Origin of the sequence: Bombella saccharophila, from assembly GCF_026385475.1 — a bacterium.
Classification (GTDB): domain Bacteria; phylum Pseudomonadota; class Alphaproteobacteria; order Acetobacterales; family Acetobacteraceae; genus Bombella; species Bombella saccharophila.
The window spans coordinates 59,085-75,756 of sequence record NZ_JANIDW010000003.1; the positions used below are offsets into that span (position 1 = coordinate 59,085).

19 protein-coding genes and 2 tRNA genes are annotated in these 16,672 nt (G+C 52.4%); 13 read left to right on the forward strand and 8 right to left on the reverse strand.

Annotation, left to right across the window (positions count from 1 at the left end):
* Window positions 1-11 precede the first annotated feature (11 nt).
* The gene (gene hfq / locus NQF64_RS06330) at window positions 12-239 is read left to right on the forward strand and encodes an RNA chaperone Hfq (protein WP_266106859.1); all 228 of its coding nucleotides are present in this window, start codon (window positions 12-14) and stop codon (window positions 237-239) included.
* Window positions 236-1,552: a GTPase HflX gene (hflX, locus tag NQF64_RS06335; protein WP_099026986.1), complete on the forward strand. Its 1,317-nt coding sequence runs from the start codon at window positions 236-238 to the stop codon at window positions 1,550-1,552. The genes hfq and hflX overlap by 4 nt, the downstream gene beginning before the upstream one ends.
* A gap of 24 nt (window positions 1,553-1,576) precedes the next feature.
* On the opposite strand, the gene NQF64_RS06340 is transcribed toward hflX, so the two are convergent.
* On the reverse strand, window positions 1,577-3,031 hold the full coding sequence (locus NQF64_RS06340; RefSeq protein WP_266106860.1) for a SulP family inorganic anion transporter: 1,455 nt from the start codon (window positions 3,029-3,031) through the stop codon (window positions 1,577-1,579).
* A 226-nt stretch (window positions 3,032-3,257) separates the two neighbouring features.
* Between NQF64_RS06340 and NQF64_RS06345 the strand changes: the two genes are divergently transcribed.
* Window positions 3,258-3,333: transfer RNA gene (locus tag NQF64_RS06345), tRNA-His, on the forward strand.
* 54 nt (window positions 3,334-3,387) lie between these two features.
* On the opposite strand, the gene NQF64_RS06350 is transcribed toward NQF64_RS06345, so the two are convergent.
* On the reverse strand, window positions 3,388-4,992 hold the full coding sequence (locus NQF64_RS06350) for a hypothetical protein (RefSeq protein ID WP_266106861.1): 1,605 nt from the start codon (window positions 4,990-4,992) through the stop codon (window positions 3,388-3,390).
* A gap of 345 nt (window positions 4,993-5,337) precedes the next feature.
* Between NQF64_RS06350 and rplM the strand changes: the two genes are divergently transcribed.
* From rplM to NQF64_RS06365, 3 genes are all read left to right on the forward strand, one after another.
* A complete protein-coding gene (gene rplM / locus NQF64_RS06355) occupies window positions 5,338-5,811 on the forward strand; it encodes a 50S ribosomal protein L13 (RefSeq protein ID WP_099026983.1) in 474 nt (157 codons plus the stop codon).
* Between the two features lie 11 nt (window positions 5,812-5,822).
* Window positions 5,823-6,326, forward strand: a complete 504-nt coding sequence (rpsI, locus tag NQF64_RS06360) for a 30S ribosomal protein S9 (protein WP_099026982.1) — start codon at window positions 5,823-5,825, stop codon at window positions 6,324-6,326.
* 204 nt (window positions 6,327-6,530) lie between these two features.
* Window positions 6,531-7,616 (forward strand): branched-chain amino acid aminotransferase, encoded by a 1,086-nt coding sequence (locus NQF64_RS06365; RefSeq protein ID WP_155573806.1) that lies wholly within the window; start codon window positions 6,531-6,533, stop codon window positions 7,614-7,616.
* A gap of 13 nt (window positions 7,617-7,629) precedes the next feature.
* On the opposite strand, the gene NQF64_RS06370 is transcribed toward NQF64_RS06365, so the two are convergent.
* The 5 genes from NQF64_RS06370 to NQF64_RS06390 form a co-directional block, all read right to left on the reverse strand.
* Window positions 7,630-8,388 carry a tetratricopeptide repeat protein gene (locus tag NQF64_RS06370; RefSeq protein ID WP_266106862.1) on the reverse strand — a complete coding sequence of 253 codons (759 nt, stop codon included), beginning with the start codon at window positions 8,386-8,388 and terminating at the stop codon, window positions 7,630-7,632.
* 73 nt (window positions 8,389-8,461) lie between these two features.
* Window positions 8,462-8,548: transfer RNA gene (locus NQF64_RS06375), tRNA-Leu, on the reverse strand.
* A 14-nt stretch (window positions 8,549-8,562) separates the two neighbouring features.
* Complete coding sequence (locus NQF64_RS06380) at window positions 8,563-9,234, reverse strand: M48 family metallopeptidase (protein WP_266106863.1); 672 nt, start codon at window positions 9,232-9,234, stop codon at window positions 8,563-8,565.
* 3 nt (window positions 9,235-9,237) lie between these two features.
* Complete coding sequence (locus NQF64_RS06385) at window positions 9,238-9,735, reverse strand: YcgN family cysteine cluster protein (protein WP_099026978.1); 498 nt, start codon at window positions 9,733-9,735, stop codon at window positions 9,238-9,240.
* A gap of 16 nt (window positions 9,736-9,751) precedes the next feature.
* Complete coding sequence (locus NQF64_RS06390; protein WP_266106864.1) at window positions 9,752-10,588, reverse strand: extracellular solute-binding protein; 837 nt, start codon at window positions 10,586-10,588, stop codon at window positions 9,752-9,754.
* Between the two features lie 523 nt (window positions 10,589-11,111).
* Between NQF64_RS06390 and NQF64_RS06395 the strand changes: the two genes are divergently transcribed.
* The 4 genes from NQF64_RS06395 (at window position 11,112) to NQF64_RS06410 (ending at window position 14,360) form a co-directional block, all read left to right on the forward strand.
* Complete coding sequence (locus NQF64_RS06395; RefSeq protein WP_099026976.1) at window positions 11,112-11,555, forward strand: hypothetical protein; 444 nt, start codon at window positions 11,112-11,114, stop codon at window positions 11,553-11,555.
* A gap of 173 nt (window positions 11,556-11,728) precedes the next feature.
* On the forward strand, window positions 11,729-11,923 hold the full coding sequence (locus NQF64_RS06400) for a DUF1656 domain-containing protein (RefSeq protein WP_099026975.1): 195 nt from the start codon (window positions 11,729-11,731) through the stop codon (window positions 11,921-11,923).
* Between the two features lie 15 nt (window positions 11,924-11,938).
* Entirely contained in the window at window positions 11,939-12,850 is a 912-nt protein-coding gene (locus tag NQF64_RS06405; protein WP_099026974.1) for an HlyD family efflux transporter periplasmic adaptor subunit, read from the forward strand.
* 1 nt (window position 12,851) lies between these two features.
* On the forward strand, window positions 12,852-14,360 hold the full coding sequence (locus NQF64_RS06410) for an efflux transporter outer membrane subunit (RefSeq protein ID WP_099026973.1): 1,509 nt from the start codon (window positions 12,852-12,854) through the stop codon (window positions 14,358-14,360).
* On the opposite strand, the gene NQF64_RS06415 is transcribed toward NQF64_RS06410, so the two are convergent.
* On the reverse strand, window positions 14,350-15,288 hold the full coding sequence (locus tag NQF64_RS06415; RefSeq protein WP_266106865.1) for a glycosyltransferase family protein: 939 nt from the start codon (window positions 15,286-15,288) through the stop codon (window positions 14,350-14,352). The genes NQF64_RS06410 and NQF64_RS06415 overlap by 11 nt on opposite strands.
* Before the next feature lie 103 nt (window positions 15,289-15,391).
* On the opposite strand from NQF64_RS06415, the gene NQF64_RS06420 reads away from it, so the two are divergent.
* From NQF64_RS06420 to NQF64_RS06430, 3 genes are read left to right on the forward strand one after another with little or no spacing between them, the layout of a single operon-like run.
* Window positions 15,392-15,550 (forward strand): hypothetical protein, encoded by a 159-nt coding sequence (locus NQF64_RS06420; RefSeq protein ID WP_196424626.1) that lies wholly within the window; start codon window positions 15,392-15,394, stop codon window positions 15,548-15,550.
* Complete coding sequence (locus NQF64_RS06425; protein WP_099026971.1) at window positions 15,550-16,509, forward strand: DnaJ C-terminal domain-containing protein; 960 nt, start codon at window positions 15,550-15,552, stop codon at window positions 16,507-16,509. The genes NQF64_RS06420 and NQF64_RS06425 overlap by 1 nt, the downstream gene beginning before the upstream one ends.
* A 5-nt stretch (window positions 16,510-16,514) precedes the next feature.
* The gene (locus NQF64_RS06430; protein WP_266106866.1) at window positions 16,515-16,661 is read left to right on the forward strand and encodes a hypothetical protein; all 147 of its coding nucleotides are present in this window, start codon (window positions 16,515-16,517) and stop codon (window positions 16,659-16,661) included.
* Window positions 16,662-16,672 lie beyond the last annotated feature (11 nt).

A 16,672-nucleotide genomic window follows, 5' to 3' on the forward strand; every position in this document is an offset into this window, starting at 1 on the left:
AGAAGGACCATATGGTAGAGCCAAAAGAGAGCGATGTGCAGAGGCAGTTTTTGGCCTATGTGCAGCAGCAGGAAGAAGCGGTGACGGTCTTTTTAGTCAATGGGGTGAAGCTACAAGGCGTCATCGCTCAATTTGATGATGAGAGCGTGTTGCTACGCCGGGATGGTCATGTACAGCTCGTCTATAAACATGCGGTGAGCACGATTATGCCTGTTGCTGCTTTGCCGGACATGCTGTGAAGCAGCCTTTGCACGATACAGCCCGTAAGCCGACCCTCGCTGCTGTTATCCTTCCCGCGGAAAAGCAGGCTTTTCTTGAAGGGCGCGCGGCTGCGGCACGTCTTGAGGAAGCCGTAGGGCTGGCGGCATCGATTGGGTTAGAGATTGTTCATACGGCGATTTACCCGCTAAGGGCGCGGCGGCCAGCGACCTTGCTGGGGGCAGGGCAGGTGGAGGAACTGACGGAGATTGTCAAAGCAGAATCCGTTGGGGTTGTGGTAGTGGATGCGCGCCTCTCACCTGCGCAGCAACGTAATTTAGAAAAAGCGATGGGCTGTAAGGTCGTGGACCGTACGGGCTTAATCCTTGATATTTTCGGCGCACGGGCTGCCACGCGGGAAGGTGTGTTGCAGGTCGAGCTTGCACATTTGGAGTATCAACGCTCCCGCCTTGTAAGGCTTTGGACGCATTTGGAGCGGCAACGCGGTGGGTTTGGCTTCCTCGGGGGGCCGGGGGAAACGCAGATTGAGGCTGATAGGCGGATGCTGGATGAGCGTCTGGTCAAGCTGCGTAAGGAGCTAGAGCAAGTCCGCCGGACGCGTGGGCTGCACCGCCATGCGCGCCGTAAGGTCCCTTTCCCCGTTGTGGCGTTGGTTGGCTACACGAATGCAGGGAAATCAACCCTTTTTAACAAAATCACAGGGGCGGGTGTGCACGCGCAGGACCAGCTTTTTGCAACGCTAGACCCTACAATGCGCAATCTGACGCTCCCTTCCGGGCGGCGGGTGATTTTATCGGACACGGTGGGGTTTATTAGCGACCTCCCTACGGAGTTGATTGCTGCCTTCCGCGCAACTTTAGAGGAAGTAGCAGAGGCTGATATTATCCTTCATGTCCGCGATGCTGCGCACCCAGATAGTGCTGCCCAACGTGATGATGTGTTGTCCGTACTTAATGATATGGCGGCCGATGGCATGTTGGATGAAGCATGGCCGGAGCGCGTTATCGAGGTTCTCAATAAAGCGGATTTGCTTGGTGGGACAGCCAGTATTCCTGTGCGGGAGGGGAGTGTTGCAGTCTCTGCCCTGACAGGGGAAGGCCTTCCAGACCTTATGGAGGCGATTGATGCCTTCATGACCCGCTCTATGAAGCGTTTTAGCGTCTCTATCCCCGTGACAGAGGGAGCCGCTTTAGCGTGGCTCTATGAACATGGGGAGGTGACAGAGCGGCATGATGGGGAGGAGCGTCTCACCCTCATGGTCCGTCTCTTCCCAGCTGACCAGCAGCGTTTTGTGCGGCATTACCCGCATCTCACCCTCCAGCCAGAGGGTTAGAATACGGCGTAAAGGGAACTGCCTTCAGAGAGTGAAGGCATCCTCGTTAGATTGCTCGGTCAGGATGGCATGTTGGGCGTGATTTAACCCGCAGACAGTGACCTCCTTGCCGTGTTTACGGAACTTCTCGACAATCTTTTCTAAGGCTTGTACGGCGGTAATATCCCAAAAACGGGCATGGGAGAGGTCTAGCGTTACGCGGGGGGCTGAGGTTTCATAATCCATGAAATCGGCCATGAGGTCAGCTGAGGCGAAGAAGATTTGCCCCTGTATCTGGTAGGTGAGGATGTTATGTTCCTCCACGGCATGGACATGAACAAGCCGTGCTGTATGCCAAGCAAAGAACAAGCCAGAGAGTAAAACACCGACCAACACACCAGCTGCGAGATTATGGGTCAGCACCACCACGATGACGGTGATAATCATCACAAGGCTGGTTAATTTGGGATGATGGAAAATATCCTTTAGGCTCCCCCATGCAAAGGTGCTGATGGAGACCATAATCATGATGGCCACCAAGGCTGCCACAGGCACACGGGCGACCCATGGATGCAGCACAACCATGAGGAGCAATAAGAAAGCCCCTGCGGTGAAGGTAGAAAGCCGGCCTCGCCCGCCATAGCGGAGATTACCCACTGTTTGGCCAATCATCCCACAACCGGCGATTCCACCAAACAACCCGACAAAAATATTGGAGATTCCAAGGCCGGTACATTCTTGTTGGGGTTTCCCATGCGTATCGGTGAGGTCATCTACCACGCTGGCTGTCATGAGGGATTCCAATAACCCAACAGCAGCTACAGCAAGAGCGTAAGGGAAGGTGATGGATAATGTTTCCGCCGTGAGGGGGATATGCGGCAGTGTGAAATGCGGCAGGCCAGTCGGCAGGGGGCCGAGGTCCGCAATCGTGCGGACAGGCATAGGATGAATCACGGTGATAAGCGTGAGAATAACAATGCAAATTAGAGGTGAGGGAATGGCTTGCGAGAGGCGCGGCAGCAGGTAAATCATCGCTAACCCAATGAGAATCAGCATATGAGTTTGCCAGCCGACCCCCAGCATTTGAGGCACTTGGGCAGAGAAGATGAGAATCGCCAACGCATTGACAAAGCCCGTGCGGACTTCGCTTGAGACAAACCGCATGAGGGAATGAAGGCGCAGCACGCCAAAAAGGATTTGCAGTCCCCCCGCCATGAGGGTGGCGAGGAGCATGTAATCGACCCCATGAGCATGGACCAGTGGGGCTAAGACCAAGGCAACGGACCCCGCCCCGCCAGAAATCATCCCCGGTCTCCCCCCAAAAATAGCGATGGAAACGGAAATGACAAAGGAGGCAAAGAGCGAGACGGAAGGGGCGACCCCGGCAACATAAGAAAAAGCGATAACTTCGGGAATCAGCGCAAAAGTCCCCACCATCCCAGCGAGGAGTTCTTTAACGGGGCGTTGGGTCCATTGTTGGATGTAATGATTCATAGCCATAAATCAGATGTGTGATTTCCTACTTCAGTATGATGATACGCCAAGGCTTAATGTGGCTGTGGGAGTTCCGACTATACGCTGCGCATAAAAAGCTGTGAAGTCCGCGCCTCATCTTAGGAGGAGGGAGGGCGAAGGAGGAGGAGAGCTTGTAAAAAAAGATGACAAAATGTTTGTAAGGGGGCTGGACGCGACAAGCAGGATTGAATAAACATCAGGTCGCTGTGTGGCGGATGTAGCTCAGTTGGTAGAGCGCCGGTTTGTGGTACCGGTGGTCGCGGGTTCAAGTCCCGTCATTCGCCCCAGCAATTTCCCCCTTGTAAAATTTATCTCTTTCTCACGTGCGTTGGCGGGAGCCCTTATTGTAGCTCTTGCGTGGTTACGCTGAGGACGTGTAGCCGGTCGAAGCGCGATTCATCAGTATTATCCGTTGCGATATGAGCAAGCTCTTCCAAAGAGAGTGGGCCTGTTTTGATGGTTAGGGTACGCGATTTGGGGCTGAGGAGGAAATCTAAAACAGGGGCAAGGATAGGCCGTTGGAGCGCGAGCGCATTAAAGCGTGATGAAATGGCCTTATTTTGTGTTGGCAGGGCGGTGGCCTCGTTAGTTGGTGAGGACGTGGAGGGACGGTCACTGAGCAGCCCGTAATAAGAGAAGAAATCCGTCCCTTGTACGGAGAGCTCCGTACTCAAGCATTGTCCTGCATGGAGAAAGCGCGCTGCGTTATCATTAGTGAGATGGAGCGGGTTAATTTCTGGTAAGTTGAGTTCCATCGTCATGAGAGTAGGGCTATCTGCTCCAAAGAGTGTCCGTAGTTGGAGTGTCTCTCGCCATGATCCCATTTCGAGCCGAGATGTCGTGTTGATATGATAATTGCCAGGCATGGTAATGGTGGCGATATTAAGCGATGGCGGTGGGGCAAGTTGGGTGGTCAGCCCTTGTAGATCAGCTTCCGTATGGAGGCTGTTTTTATCATCGCGCCGTTCACCAGTGAGATGGGCAAGGCTGATAGTGCGACGATGATCAGCTTGGTTGAGGATGAGCGATAGCCCCGTTATTTCCATTTTTCCCGGTTTTTCCCATAAGGGAGCGGCAGGGTCTTGCCAGAATGCTTCTGCTGGTTTTTCTTCTTGCCGACTAGGGTGTTTCAGCCATTGGATGTAGCCTTGCCGCGCCTCTAAATGTTGGAGGGCAAGATGGGCTGCAAAGGGCGTCTCAGCTTGTGGTATCGTTCCATTTTGCGTGGGCAATAAGATTTGCCGTAGGATAGGGGGGATCGTACCATTATTCCCCCCAGGGAAGCGTACATCCAGCGAGACCCCCTCCATAAGAGTATGGACGCGTACCCCTTTTCCGTATCCCTCTACGATGAGATTATCAGCAGATAATGCGTGAATGGTAAAAGGGCGGTTAGGGGTGGGGTTTTCTTGGCTTGCTGCGGTAGGCAGGCTGTTAACAGATAGATGGTCTAACGCCATATGCTCAAAGCGTAAGGAGGTAATATCTTCTGGCTCAAAAGACATAATGGCGACAAGGGAGTGCATACTATCGGCCTCATCATGGCCCTCATGCAATGTCTCGGCGGAGGAGGGGATGAGCAGATGATGGAAGTTGGCTTGTGTGGCTGTGATGTGATGAGTGTGATTAGTATAGCTTGGGGCCTCTAAACGTAGGCTAGCGAGGCTTAACGTCCCGTTGGAGAGAAGTTTAGGATACCCAAAACGGATCCGTCGTGCCTGAAAGGCTGTGTCTTTATAACGGAAGGACACATCATAAAGGGTGATTCCACCCAGAAGGAGGGCCGGGCGGACTTTACGATAATGGAAGCTGGCCTCTATTGGTAAAGCGGTGCGGAAGCGTTCTAACGCATGAGAGAGGCGTACACCGGCCTCACGATAAATGCCGAGTCCCCCCATAATGATGACAAGAGAGGCTAGACACAGGGAGAGCCATAACCGTTTCATGCAGAAAAACCTTATCTGGGCACACTATAATAGGTTGTACAATAGCATCAGCAGCATGAGGGGCAAACTGGGAGAGCAGTGGCAAGTGATAAAAAGGGCAAAAGAGGGTCATTATTTTACGGTAAAATAATACCACACTTAAAGAAATGGCTGTTTTTAGCGGTTTTTAGAGATTGATAATAAAAAGAAAGGGCTTGACCTTTCCCGATCTACTCGCGATAAGGCACGCATCTTAGAACTGTTTCTGGCATGTGGATCGGCCCTTAGAAAGGGAAGGTGATGCTGGGGGCGGTCCTTTTTCTGGCACTATTTTGGTGTGGTGCCTCAAACAGGAAATGATACGTCATGAAGACTACACTTTCGCTGAAACCCGCGGAGGTGACGAGAAAATGGATCCTGATCGATGCCGAAGGGCTGGTCTTGGGTCGTCTCGCCACCATCATTGCTAACCGTCTGCGTGGTAAGCATAAGCCGCAATACACACCGCATGTTGATTGCGGGGATGCGGTTGTCGTTATTAATGCTGAGAAGATCGCTCTGACAGGCAATAAAGTCGGCCAGAAGCTCTTTCACTACCATACCGGTCATCCCGGCGGGATTAAAGAGCGCAGCATCACCCAGCGTCTTGAGGGGAAAAACCCTGGTCAGGTCGTGGAGAAAGCTGTCGAACGGATGATTTCTCGTGGCCCACTTCAGCGCGCACAGATGAAGCATCTTTACGTTTATGCGGGTACAGAGCATCCGCATGAGGGACAAAAGCCAGAGGTGCTGGATGTTGCGTCCCTAAATCGTAAGAATATCCTGAAACGTCAGTCGTAAGGCCTGTCACTATGTCAGAAACTCAAGAGCGCACCGCCGCCGAGCGTACCGGCACATTGCAGGACCTCGCCAATGCGGCCCCTGCTGTTGCTAATGCAGCCCCTGTTTATGAAGTTAAGCGCGATAAGCAAGGCCGGTCTTACGCGACAGGCCGCCGTAAGGATGCCGTTGCCCGCGTATGGATTAAGCCTGGTAAGGGTGAGATTGTTGTTAATGGTCGCCCGGTGGCAACATATTTTGCTCGCCCCGTGCTGCGCATGCTCATCAATCAGCCTTTCTTGCTGACAGATCGTGATAATCAGTTTGATGTTTATTGCACTGTGAGCGGTGGTGGTCTGTCTGGGCAGGCTGGGGCTGTTCGTCATGGTATTTCCCGTGCTTTGACTCATTATGAGCCAGAGTTGCGTGGCGTGCTGAAGATGGCTGGCTTCCTGACGCGCGATAGCCGTGTTGTCGAGCGTAAGAAATACGGTAAGGCTAAGGCTCGCCGTTCCTTCCAGTTCTCCAAGCGTTAATTTCCTTCTTACGTGGAGGCTGGCTTGGGCCAGAGAAGAAACCCTCACCTCTTGCAGGTGGGGGTTTTTTTATAATGAGGCTTTTTTCGTTAGGTTGTTTTGAGATATAAAGTTTCAATAAAATATCTTTAAAAGACATAGTATGTCTTATATCCTACTTTAAACGTTGGTTTTGAGTCGCGCTGGGAAGATAGGAGAGGTTCCATGGTAGAGTTTACGGTTGAGCAAACAACAACACCGACATCAGCTGAGCAACGGGCCGCTTTAATGGCCGACCCCAAGTTCGGGCGTGTATTTACCGACCATATGGCGGTTATCCGCTACAAAGACGGGCAAGGGTGGTATGATGCCAAAATTATTCCCCGTCAGCCGCTGCAAATCGACCCGGCCTCTACCGTGCTGCATTATGGGCAAGAGATTTTTGAGGGGCTAAAAGCCTATCGTGGTAAAGATGGTGCGGTAAGCTTATTCCGCCCGGAGGCCAATGCAGCACGTTTTGTAGCCTCGGCACGCCGTCTTTCTATGGCGGAATTGCCTGAGGAGCTTTTCCTCGGGGCTATTAAGGCTTTGTTGAAAGTGGATCGGGATTGGGTTCCCGCGGAGGCAGAAAAGAGCCTCTATCTCCGCCCCTTTATGATTTCTAATGAGGTTTTCCTTGGCGTAAAGCGGGCTAATGAATATCTCTTCATCGTGCTGGCAAGCCCAGTGGGGGGCTATTTTAGCGGGAATGGCAGCATCCCTGTTTGGGTATCGGAGCATTATACACGCGCCGCTATAGGGGGTACGGGAGAGGCAAAATGTGGTGGTAATTACGCCTCTAGCTTGCTCCCTCAGCAAGAGGCAAGCGATAATGGCTGTAGCCAAGTGCTGTTCCTTGATGCGAAGGAACGCCGCTTTATTGATGAAATGGGCGGCATGAATGTTATGTTCGTGCGGAAAGATGGCAGCGTGGTGACCCCGCCATTAGGGGGCACGATTCTGCGCGGGATTACACGCGATAGTATCCTCAAGCTGGGCCGTCATATGGGCCTTACGATGGTGGAGGAGCCTTTGGCGATTGAGGATGTCTTTAAGGCTGCGGCCACAGGGGACATTACCGAAGCCTTTGCATGTGGCACGGCTGCCGTCATTTCCCCGATTGGAGAGTTCCGCCGTAAAGCGGGGTCTGTTGCCTTTGGGGATGGCAAGACGGCTGGGCCTGTTACGATGAAGTTGCGCAACGCTCTCTGCGGCTTGCAACGTGGTGAGGAGGCTGACCCGTTCGGTTGGGTCCATCCGGTCGCCCTTTAATCTATTTGAGGCTCTAGCTCTTTTTGGCTAGAGCCTCTTTTAGCCTGCGTTGCAGGGTCGCCATGAGTTCTGGGTCTTGAGGCGCGTCAGGTTCGCTTAAATCTCGGTGCATGGCTTGGAGAATGTCAGGCGTGGCGTCTTTTACCGCTAGCCGCCAATAATGTAATGCCGCTTCTGGCTGGCCCATGCTGAGGAGGGCTGTGGCGTAATTATGTTGGCCACGATAATCGCCCCCTTCGGCAGAGAGGCGATACCAATCTAGCGCGGCGGCGGGGTTTGGCGGTGTCTCCCATCCTTCCTCAATAAAGCGGGCAAGGAGGTTCATAGATTTAGCATGACCGCGTAGTGCTGCACGGCGGAAGAAGTTAAAAGCGGCTTTGCGGTCTGCCTCCACCCCTAAGCCGCGCATATGGCAGATGCCGAGATTATAAATCCCCCATAAATCCCCGGTTTGGGCGGCTCTCTCGTAATGGCGTACGGCTTCGGTGAGGTCTAAAGGGCAGCCCCACCCAAATTGGGCGCAACGTCCCAGCATATTATGAGCCGGCCCATAATTGGCTGATGCGGCTACAACAAACCAGTCATGAGCCCGTTTTTCATCTCGGGCAATATAGCGGCTATTGAGCAATGCTTTACCAAGTAAAACTTGCTCTAAAACATGTCCTTCACACGCTTTGCGATATATCTCTGCTAATTCCTGAGGGTATTTATGTTGTGCGTCTTCGGTAACGGCAACGCGGCTGAAAAAACGGTGAATGCGAGCGAACACCATAGTAAGTCTTAATCCTCACGCTCTTCTCAGCTAAGGGAGCTGACGATGGGGAGGAGGGGGCAATATAGCCCCCTGGTGCGCGCTGCGGGACTTGAACCCGCACGTTCTAAGCGAACTCGAGATTTTAAGTCTCGTGCGTCTACCATTCCGCCAAGCGCGCTCTAGGTGACACCCCTATATCATAGCTAAAAGATTAGCACCATTCTGCGCGAGCCATTTTTCTGCTTTTTTACGTCCAGATTGTCCGTGTGGGGTGTAAGCATCCACTAAGGCCCAGAAATTTGGCCCATGATTAAAATGGGTGAGGTGGGCTAATTCATGCACAATCACATAATTATAAATATCCGGTGGGGCCATGATAAGCCGCCAGCTAAGCATGATGCGGCCTTGCTGCGTGCAGCTTCCCCATCGGCTTTTAACATCGCGTAAGCTGAGCTTTGTTGGGCGTGTCTTCATCCGCTGGCTATGATGTTGGAGGAGGGATGGGAAGAGAGCCTCCGCACGGCGTTTAAGAAAAGAGCGTACATAACGAGGATGTTCATCAGATGGATGGCCAATATGGAGGCCCTGCTCTGTTAGGCGTGTACGGCCATCCATCGTAATGGTGGGGAGGAGAGGGATGATGGTGCCTTCTAGCCAGATATGTCCTTGCTCTATGGCAGTGCGGGGGAGGCTCTCCATCGCTTGGGCAAGCCATTGTGATTGGCTTTGGAGAAATTGCATCCCCTGTTGGCGATTTACACCGGGGGGCAGGGTGATGACGATGGCACGTTTGCGGAGGTCTAAGCGCAGAATAATGCGGTGCGCCCGCGCAGAATGACGCCAAAGGAGTGGCGGCAATAACATGGATTATGAGCGCGTATAGCGGTTATGGCGTGCTAGGCAGGGCGGGGCATGTTCGGGCCATGCACCGGGCCAGTCGGTGATATGGTCTTCTAATAATCCGGCCTGTTTTTCATTAAGGCAGCGACCACTTGCGGAGGCCCCCGCTTTGATGACGGTCTCGCTCGTCCCACTGCGGAGGGGGTGCCAGTCTGGCAGATCATACCCATCATGGAGGAGGCGATAGGCGCAGCTTGGGGGGAGCCAATCTATCTCATCCAATAAAGCGGGGGTGAGGGAGATACAGTCAGGGACTCGCTTATGCCGGCGGTGATAGTCGGTACAATGGCATGTTTGTGTATCAAGCAGGCGACAAGACACATTGGTCCAGATGACTTCATCTGTATCTTCATCGCGCAGTTTATTAAGGCAACAACGACCACAGCCATCGCAGAGCGATTCCCATTGTTCTGACGTCATGTCGGTCAGAGGGGTTGTCTGCCAAAAGGGGAGATGGTCCGTCATTGCTGAGATATACTCCCTAAGGGAGAGGGGATGGTGTGTTGGCAAGCCACGCATTAAAACGGGCACCGAGTAACAATGCATTTGATGCCCAGAAACTCTCACTAATTTCAAGTGATTCGGTAGGTAAGTGTGCTGGTAGATTGGCTATATGTGGGGGGTCAGTTAGGAGTATTGCCTTTGTTTCGTTAGTTTTCTCTGGTGATAATGTAGAGGGAATATCCCATACAGCGGGGAGATATAGGATGTTATTGCCTTGTATTTGATATCTACGGCCCGAGTCTTGCAGTGATTGGCTAGCAAGAATTACCGCACTGGGTGCAACGCCCATGAGGACAGAACGGCGGTTGAGGATATGATAAGCTTGTGAGGCAGAGGACCACCAAATAATATAAGGGCGTAACTGGTCAAGCTTACGAAAAGCGCGGTCAATCCCTTGTGAGGTGGAAAGCTGTCGGTAAATATGTGAGGGGGGGACACCATCAGCCAATAAGGCGATCTCTAATGTTATGCGTGGCCCTTTAAAGAAGGTACGTTGGCCGGGATAGCGCGCTACGTCCCAGAGGTCAGCCCAGTGGGGTGGGGTTGTGAGCCTTGATGGATCCCAAAAGAGCATATTACGAAAATAGCCAGCAGGTTGCCCGCATTGGCCTGTATTATGCAGTGGTTGAAACCAAGCCCGGGCACATGCGATGATTGATGTAGTACTATCAAGGAGAATAGCTTGAATCGTTTGAGGGTAAGTAAGAGCTAACGTCTCAACATCGGCAAGAGAGTAACTATCGCGCTCTAAAAAGTAAGGTAATTCTTGCTCATTATTTTGCGTTATGATGGCCGTAAGGCTTTGTTCTGGCACAACCCAATAATAGTTTGAAGAGGGCGCAGGTATATTATGTAATGGCGTTGTTGATGCCGCACGTGATGTTGTAAAAAATGGTATTGTAAGGCAGCCAATTACAAGTGTTTTGATGGAAAAGAATAGATCATCTTTTAACCATTCCGGTAAGGATCGGCGTCTATATCGTGCAGGAGCTATATTCATAAAGAGTGCAGATACCATATAAATAAAAAGGAGGTCACGTCTGATGGGTTGTCAGGCAGTGCGAGATGGGATTGAGGGAAGGTTATCGGTTAAATATTGCAAGTTTGTTACGAATAAAGGCATAAAATTGGCAAAAGCCATTTTTATGCCTTTTTTTGCAGGTATGATGGACAGATACCTTCTGCATATTAAGCGGTTTTGCAGCATGGCGGCAGAAAATTTTTATTTTCTCTTCCAGGGTGCTATAATGGCGTTATAGCCTACGACATATATGGAGGCAGTTTTTCCTTCATATGGCGTTGTGTCGCATAAAATGGGGAGGGGCAGCAGTTACATTATGAATGGTCTGTTAGAGATTGGTCAGGCAGTATTTTCTGCTCAGGGCAAGATTTTTCAAGAATGTGCTAAACGGCATGGCTTGCGGTTCGGCTTTTTAATAGTTGCAGCTATTTTTCTAGCTTTTGCGGCCATTACGTTTCACGCTGTTTTATGGGCACTATTTTCTGAGCTTTGCCACTTTGGCGCGCTATTGTCTGCGGTGTGTGTTTTAGGCGTGGATCTGTGGTTTTTTGTCATCTTTTTGTTGTTGGGATTACGCGCTGGGCACCCCGGCTTGGCAGAGGCACGCGCTCGGAAGGAGCGTGATGACAAGTTGCGTGAGTTCAAACAGACTATAGGGATTTCCGCTATTCTCAGTTTGGCGGGTGGGCCAGTTGGACGGTATATGGGGGGACAGGCCTGGCGTCTTGTTAGGTCTATGTTCTCACGCCGGAAAAAGTGATTTGGGGGACTCTTTTGCGCTGTGACAGTGAGGGGAGCAGCCTTTTGCGCAGGGCTGCCTTGCTAGGGAAGGGCTAAGACGCCCGGACGCTCTAGCTCAGTGGAGAGTGACGTGAGTAAATCATCCGTAAGACCGCCTGAAAAACCCTCCATAATTTGGGGGGGAGGGGTGTGATGCTTTCGGAAGTTAGCCTGTGCGGTGTTTTCGTATCTCCCATTGCCGTTTATGCTGTAGCGGCTGTATTCGTAACATTAGTGTTGCGATATATATTATGGCGCATGGGAGCGTTAGGCTGGTTCTGGCATGTCGCTCTGTTTGAGATCGGACTTTATGTCTGTGTTCTCTGTCTGCTTGTTCTTTATGTGTGAAGTGGAGCGGAGGGTATGAGCTGGTTCCGGCGTCTTATACGTCCAATTTTTACACTTATTATTATCGCCTTAGCTGTAGGGCTTGGCTATGTGGTGTGGGACCTTTACGTCCTTGACCCGTGGACGCGCGATGGGCGTGTGCGTGTGTATGTTGTCACAGCCACGCCGGAGGTTTCGGGCACGGTTGTGTCTGTCCCCGTTGTGGATAACCAGTTTGTCCATCGTGGTGACCCGCTTTTTACCATCGACCCATTACGATTTCGGCTAAGGATTGACGAAGCACGCTCTCGTCTTGCTGGCCTTACAGAAGATTATAAATTGAGCATGATGAACGCTCATCGCCGTATGGGACTTGGTGGCGTGGTCTCGCGAGAGGAGCAGGACGTTTTTAACTCCGAGATGGAAGTGCGCCGCGCCCGCGTAGAGGAGGCGCAATCCGCTCTCGATACCGCTTTGCTGAATCTCCAACGCTCCACTGTTTATGCAGCTGTTGATGGCTATGTGACGAATCTTAATTTACGGGTCGGGGATTATGTCACTGCGGGTCAGCCGCGTATGGCCGTGATTGATGCTCATAGCTATTGGGTTTACGGCTATTTTGAAGAAACAAAGATGCACGGCGTGCATGTAGGGGATGTCGCGCGGATTAAGCTTATGGGGTACCGCCATATCCTCAAGGGGCATGTTGTTAGTATTGGTCGTGGTATTAACGATACAAATGGCGTGTCTGATAAGCTTGGCCTACCGGATGTGAACCCAATCTTTACATGGGTGCGGCTTGCTCAGCGCATCCCTGTGCGTATTGAACTTGATGAAGTTCCCCCCGAGGTTATTCTCTCGGCTGGTATGACGGCCACCGTTGCGGTGGGGAAAGAGAAGGCCGGTGGACGGGGCTTACTTACAACATGGTTGCAGGATCACCTTTGAGATGAAACCGCGTTTTCTCCCCCTCCTTGTAAGTAGCTGTCTTTTTCTGACCTCTTGCATGGTAGGGCCGGAATATAAACCGGAGAAAATGAAGGTACCGGACCATTTCTCTAGCCAGCCTCACCCTGCCACAAAAGAGGAAATCGCCGAGACAGAGGCAAATTTGCGGGATTGGTGGGCACAGTTCCGGGACCCGGTGTTAAATCGCTTGGTGGAAGAAACACTTAAAGGTAATTACGACCTCCAAATTGCTACTCAACATATTTTGGCGGAGCAATCCATTCGCCGCCAAGCGCAGGCGAATTGGTATCCACAGCTTGATGCTAATGCGGGTGGGGGTGATAATCGCTACTCTATTAATGTTGATAACTGGCCATTACGTCCCGGTAACCCTAACAACCACCCTAATGCCTCTGTTCTGACCTATGGCGCGCGTGCGAGCTGGGAGATTGATATTTTTGGCCATATCGCTCGGCAGGTGCAAGAGCGTAAAAGATTAGTTGAAGTCAGCATCGAGGAACGCCGCGGCCTTTTGCTCTCTCTCCTTAGCCAGCTTGTGACAGATTATATTGAGCTACGCACCGTTCAGACGCAAATCACCGTGACAGAGCAATCCATCCGCACGGCGCGTGATAGTACGCATATGGTGGAGCGTCTTTATGCGAATGGGGTGAGCAACTCGCTGGCTATTGCGCAATCCCGAACAGAAGAACATGCCGAATTAGCACGTCTCCCCCCCCTCCATGCGCGGCAGGAGCAGTTGATTCATTCTATTAATGTGCTGATGGGGGAAATGCCCGGTAAAGAGCAGCCAGACCTAGAGGAACGGCGGCCTATCCCGACATTGCCGCCTTTCCCGGCGATGTTGCCGTCCACCGTGCTGACCAATCGGCCTGATATTCGCTCCGCAGAGCGGCGTTATGCTGCCAGTGTGTCTCGTATTGGGATTACAATTTCTAATCTGTATCCTAACTTTAGCATTCCGCTGACGTTTAACCCCAATGCCTCTGCGGCCTATCAGGCCTTTCAGATTGGTGGGATGAGCTGGAATGTCATGATGATGGCTTCTTTACCCGTCCTGCATGGGGGGAAATATAGTGCGCAAATCGCTCAAGCGCGGAGCGAGGCTGAGGCAAGCCGCTTACAATATCGGCAGACTGTCCTAAATGCTTTCCGCGAGGTGGAAGATAGTTTGGACGATTGGGAGCAGGATAATGAGCTTGTCCGCCAAGAGCGCGAATCCGCCACACAAGCTGCATTAGCGTTATCACGCGCGCGTAAGCTTTATGGGGCGGGGCTGACAGGTTATTTGGATGTTCTTAACTCCCAACAAGCTTTTTTATCCCGCCGGACAGCCGCTGTAGCGGCAACGGGGAAGCGCATGGATGATGCTATCTCGCTCTATGTAGCTTTCGGGGCCGGTTGGCAGGGGCGTGAACTTGCAGGTACCACCTTGAAGGTGGAGGAACATAATGGGCAGAATATGTTCCTACGGGCCTTTACGCGTTAAGATTCCCGTTCTGCTCTTGCTGAATCTGCATTGAGGGGAAGCGTAGGTTGAGGGCGTGAGGGGTGCCGTTTAGGTCTGGGATGGTCAATGTTACCTTGGGGTCTAGCCGCATGGCATCATATCCTGCGAGATGAACAATCCCCACCGGGTTATGAGGGAAGGTAACCTCGCAGAGCTGACCTGTTTGCGGGTTAAGCATCCATGGCCCGAGATAGTTACACCCTGTAGGCATAAAGGCGATGGGGTAGTTATCATGATAGCTGGTTAAGGCAAAAGCGAGTTGGCTGGAGCTAAATATCTTCCCATAGCGTAAGACACGTTCTTGCCAATAGCGTAAGCGCGGCCAGTGCGGTGCAGTGCGGGAGAGGGCAAAGATCCCGCCATTGAGGGTGGGGCGTACCCCAATGGCGCGGCATAAATGGCGGGGCAGGTGCGCTATACGGGCATTTTTATAAAGAATGGAGCGCAGCTGCGTGAGTGAAAAAGCAAGCCAGCGGAGCCGAAATAACGGCTTATGGAGGAAAAGCTCCGGGATGATGGCGAGGGGTTGCTCCTTTTGCTCTGCAGCGTGGAGGAGGAGGTCAATAGCGGAGCAATCCTGCACCCAACTATCGGCATCTAGCCATAATAGCGTGTCATAATCAGGGAAAAGCTGGTCAAGCGCCATTTTAGAGAGTTCAATGGCGAGATGAGGGCGTTTACGGAGGGCGCGCGGGGAGACATGAGGAAAGTGACGCGGGGCGCGGTGGAGGATATGCTGTTGTTTAAGCCAGTGGATGTGCGTTCGCTTTAGCCCGCCGTCAATGCAGGCAATCTCTATCGTTGCGAGATGAGGGAAACGCCGTAAGGAGGCCACAAGCTCTTGGAGGAGCGGGAAATAGCGGTGGTCGCTCCCTGTAATAATGAGGCGGCGGGGTGGGGTGGTCATAAAGCAAGCCATAATGGGGGAGGGGAACGCATAGGTAATGTTTGTATCCTCTATTGACCTTATCTGACAAACACCCCACTTCTTTTAAAAGAGAGAGGTTTATATGGTTGAAGCATCGACAGAATCAGCAGCTGATTTTTTGCGTCCTCGTTTGCAATGCCTCATTAAAGAGGCCGAGACGGCAGGTTATGGGCGGGACCGCGTTTTGGCGGTGTTGATTGATTTGTTGGATGATACGAATCTGGAGGCGACAGGGCAATAATGGCAACCGACCCTTACAAGGTTCTTGGTGTTAGTAATACAGCAACCGATAAAGAGATTCGGAGTGCGTATCGCCGTTTAGTTAAGCAATATCACCCTGACCGTAATCCTGGTGATGCCAAGGCGGAAGAACGGTTTAAGGAAATTGGTAAAGCTTACGAAGTCCTAGGGGATGAGGAAAAGCGCGGGCAGTTTGACCGTGGCGAGATTGATGCGGACGGCCAGCCGCGTGGTCCTTTTGGGGGTGGTTTTGGTGGGGCAGGTGCTGGCCCCGGTGGTGGCTTTGGTGGTTTTGGCGGGGGCTTCCAAGGGGGGAGTTTCACCGCGGAAGATTTAGGCGATATTTTTGGCGGTGCCTTTGGTGGGGGCGGTTTTGGTGGTGGTGGCTTTCGCTCTGCACGGCCGCGCCGTGGTGAGGACCTCCATGGCGAGTTGCGGATTAGTATGGAGGAATGTGCCTTAGGGACGCGCCGGGAGGTAAGTCTTGGCGGAGGGCGCGAGGTCTCAGTTGGCATCCCCGCCGGGATTGAGGACGGTAAGACTCTGCGCTTAAAAGGCAAAGGTGAGCCGGGGCAACCCGGTATGGATGGCCGCCCCGGCCCTGCGGGGGATGTGTTGCTAAAAGTCCATGTCGCAGAGGACCCCTATTATAAACGCGAGGGGCGGGACCTCCGCGTCGTGCAGGATATTGACTTAGCAACCGCTATATTGGGGGGGAAGATTCACGTGCGGACCCCTGCCGGGACCGTGGCGTTGAAGGTAAAGCCACATTCCGATAGCGGGACAATCCTTAGGTTAAGCGGGCGTGGCATCGCTGCGACTAAGACCCATCCGGCTGGTAATTTGCTGGTGAGCTTACGCATTGTTCTTGGGACAATCTCCCCAGAGCTTGAAGCCCTTATAAGGCGGGAAGCTGAGGAGAAGGCGGAGCAAACCAAGCCAGAATCACAAAAAGGGTAAGGCTCATGTTTGGGGGCATGTTCTTTTGGCAACGTGTTCGGCAATCGAACCTGCTTGGCCTTTTGGTTGCGGTGGTTTTTGTGGTGGGGCTGTGCCTGCTAGGGCTGGCAGGGGTTGCGCTGGTGGATGGGTTTCACCTCGCTGGTGGTTGATTTTTGCGTAA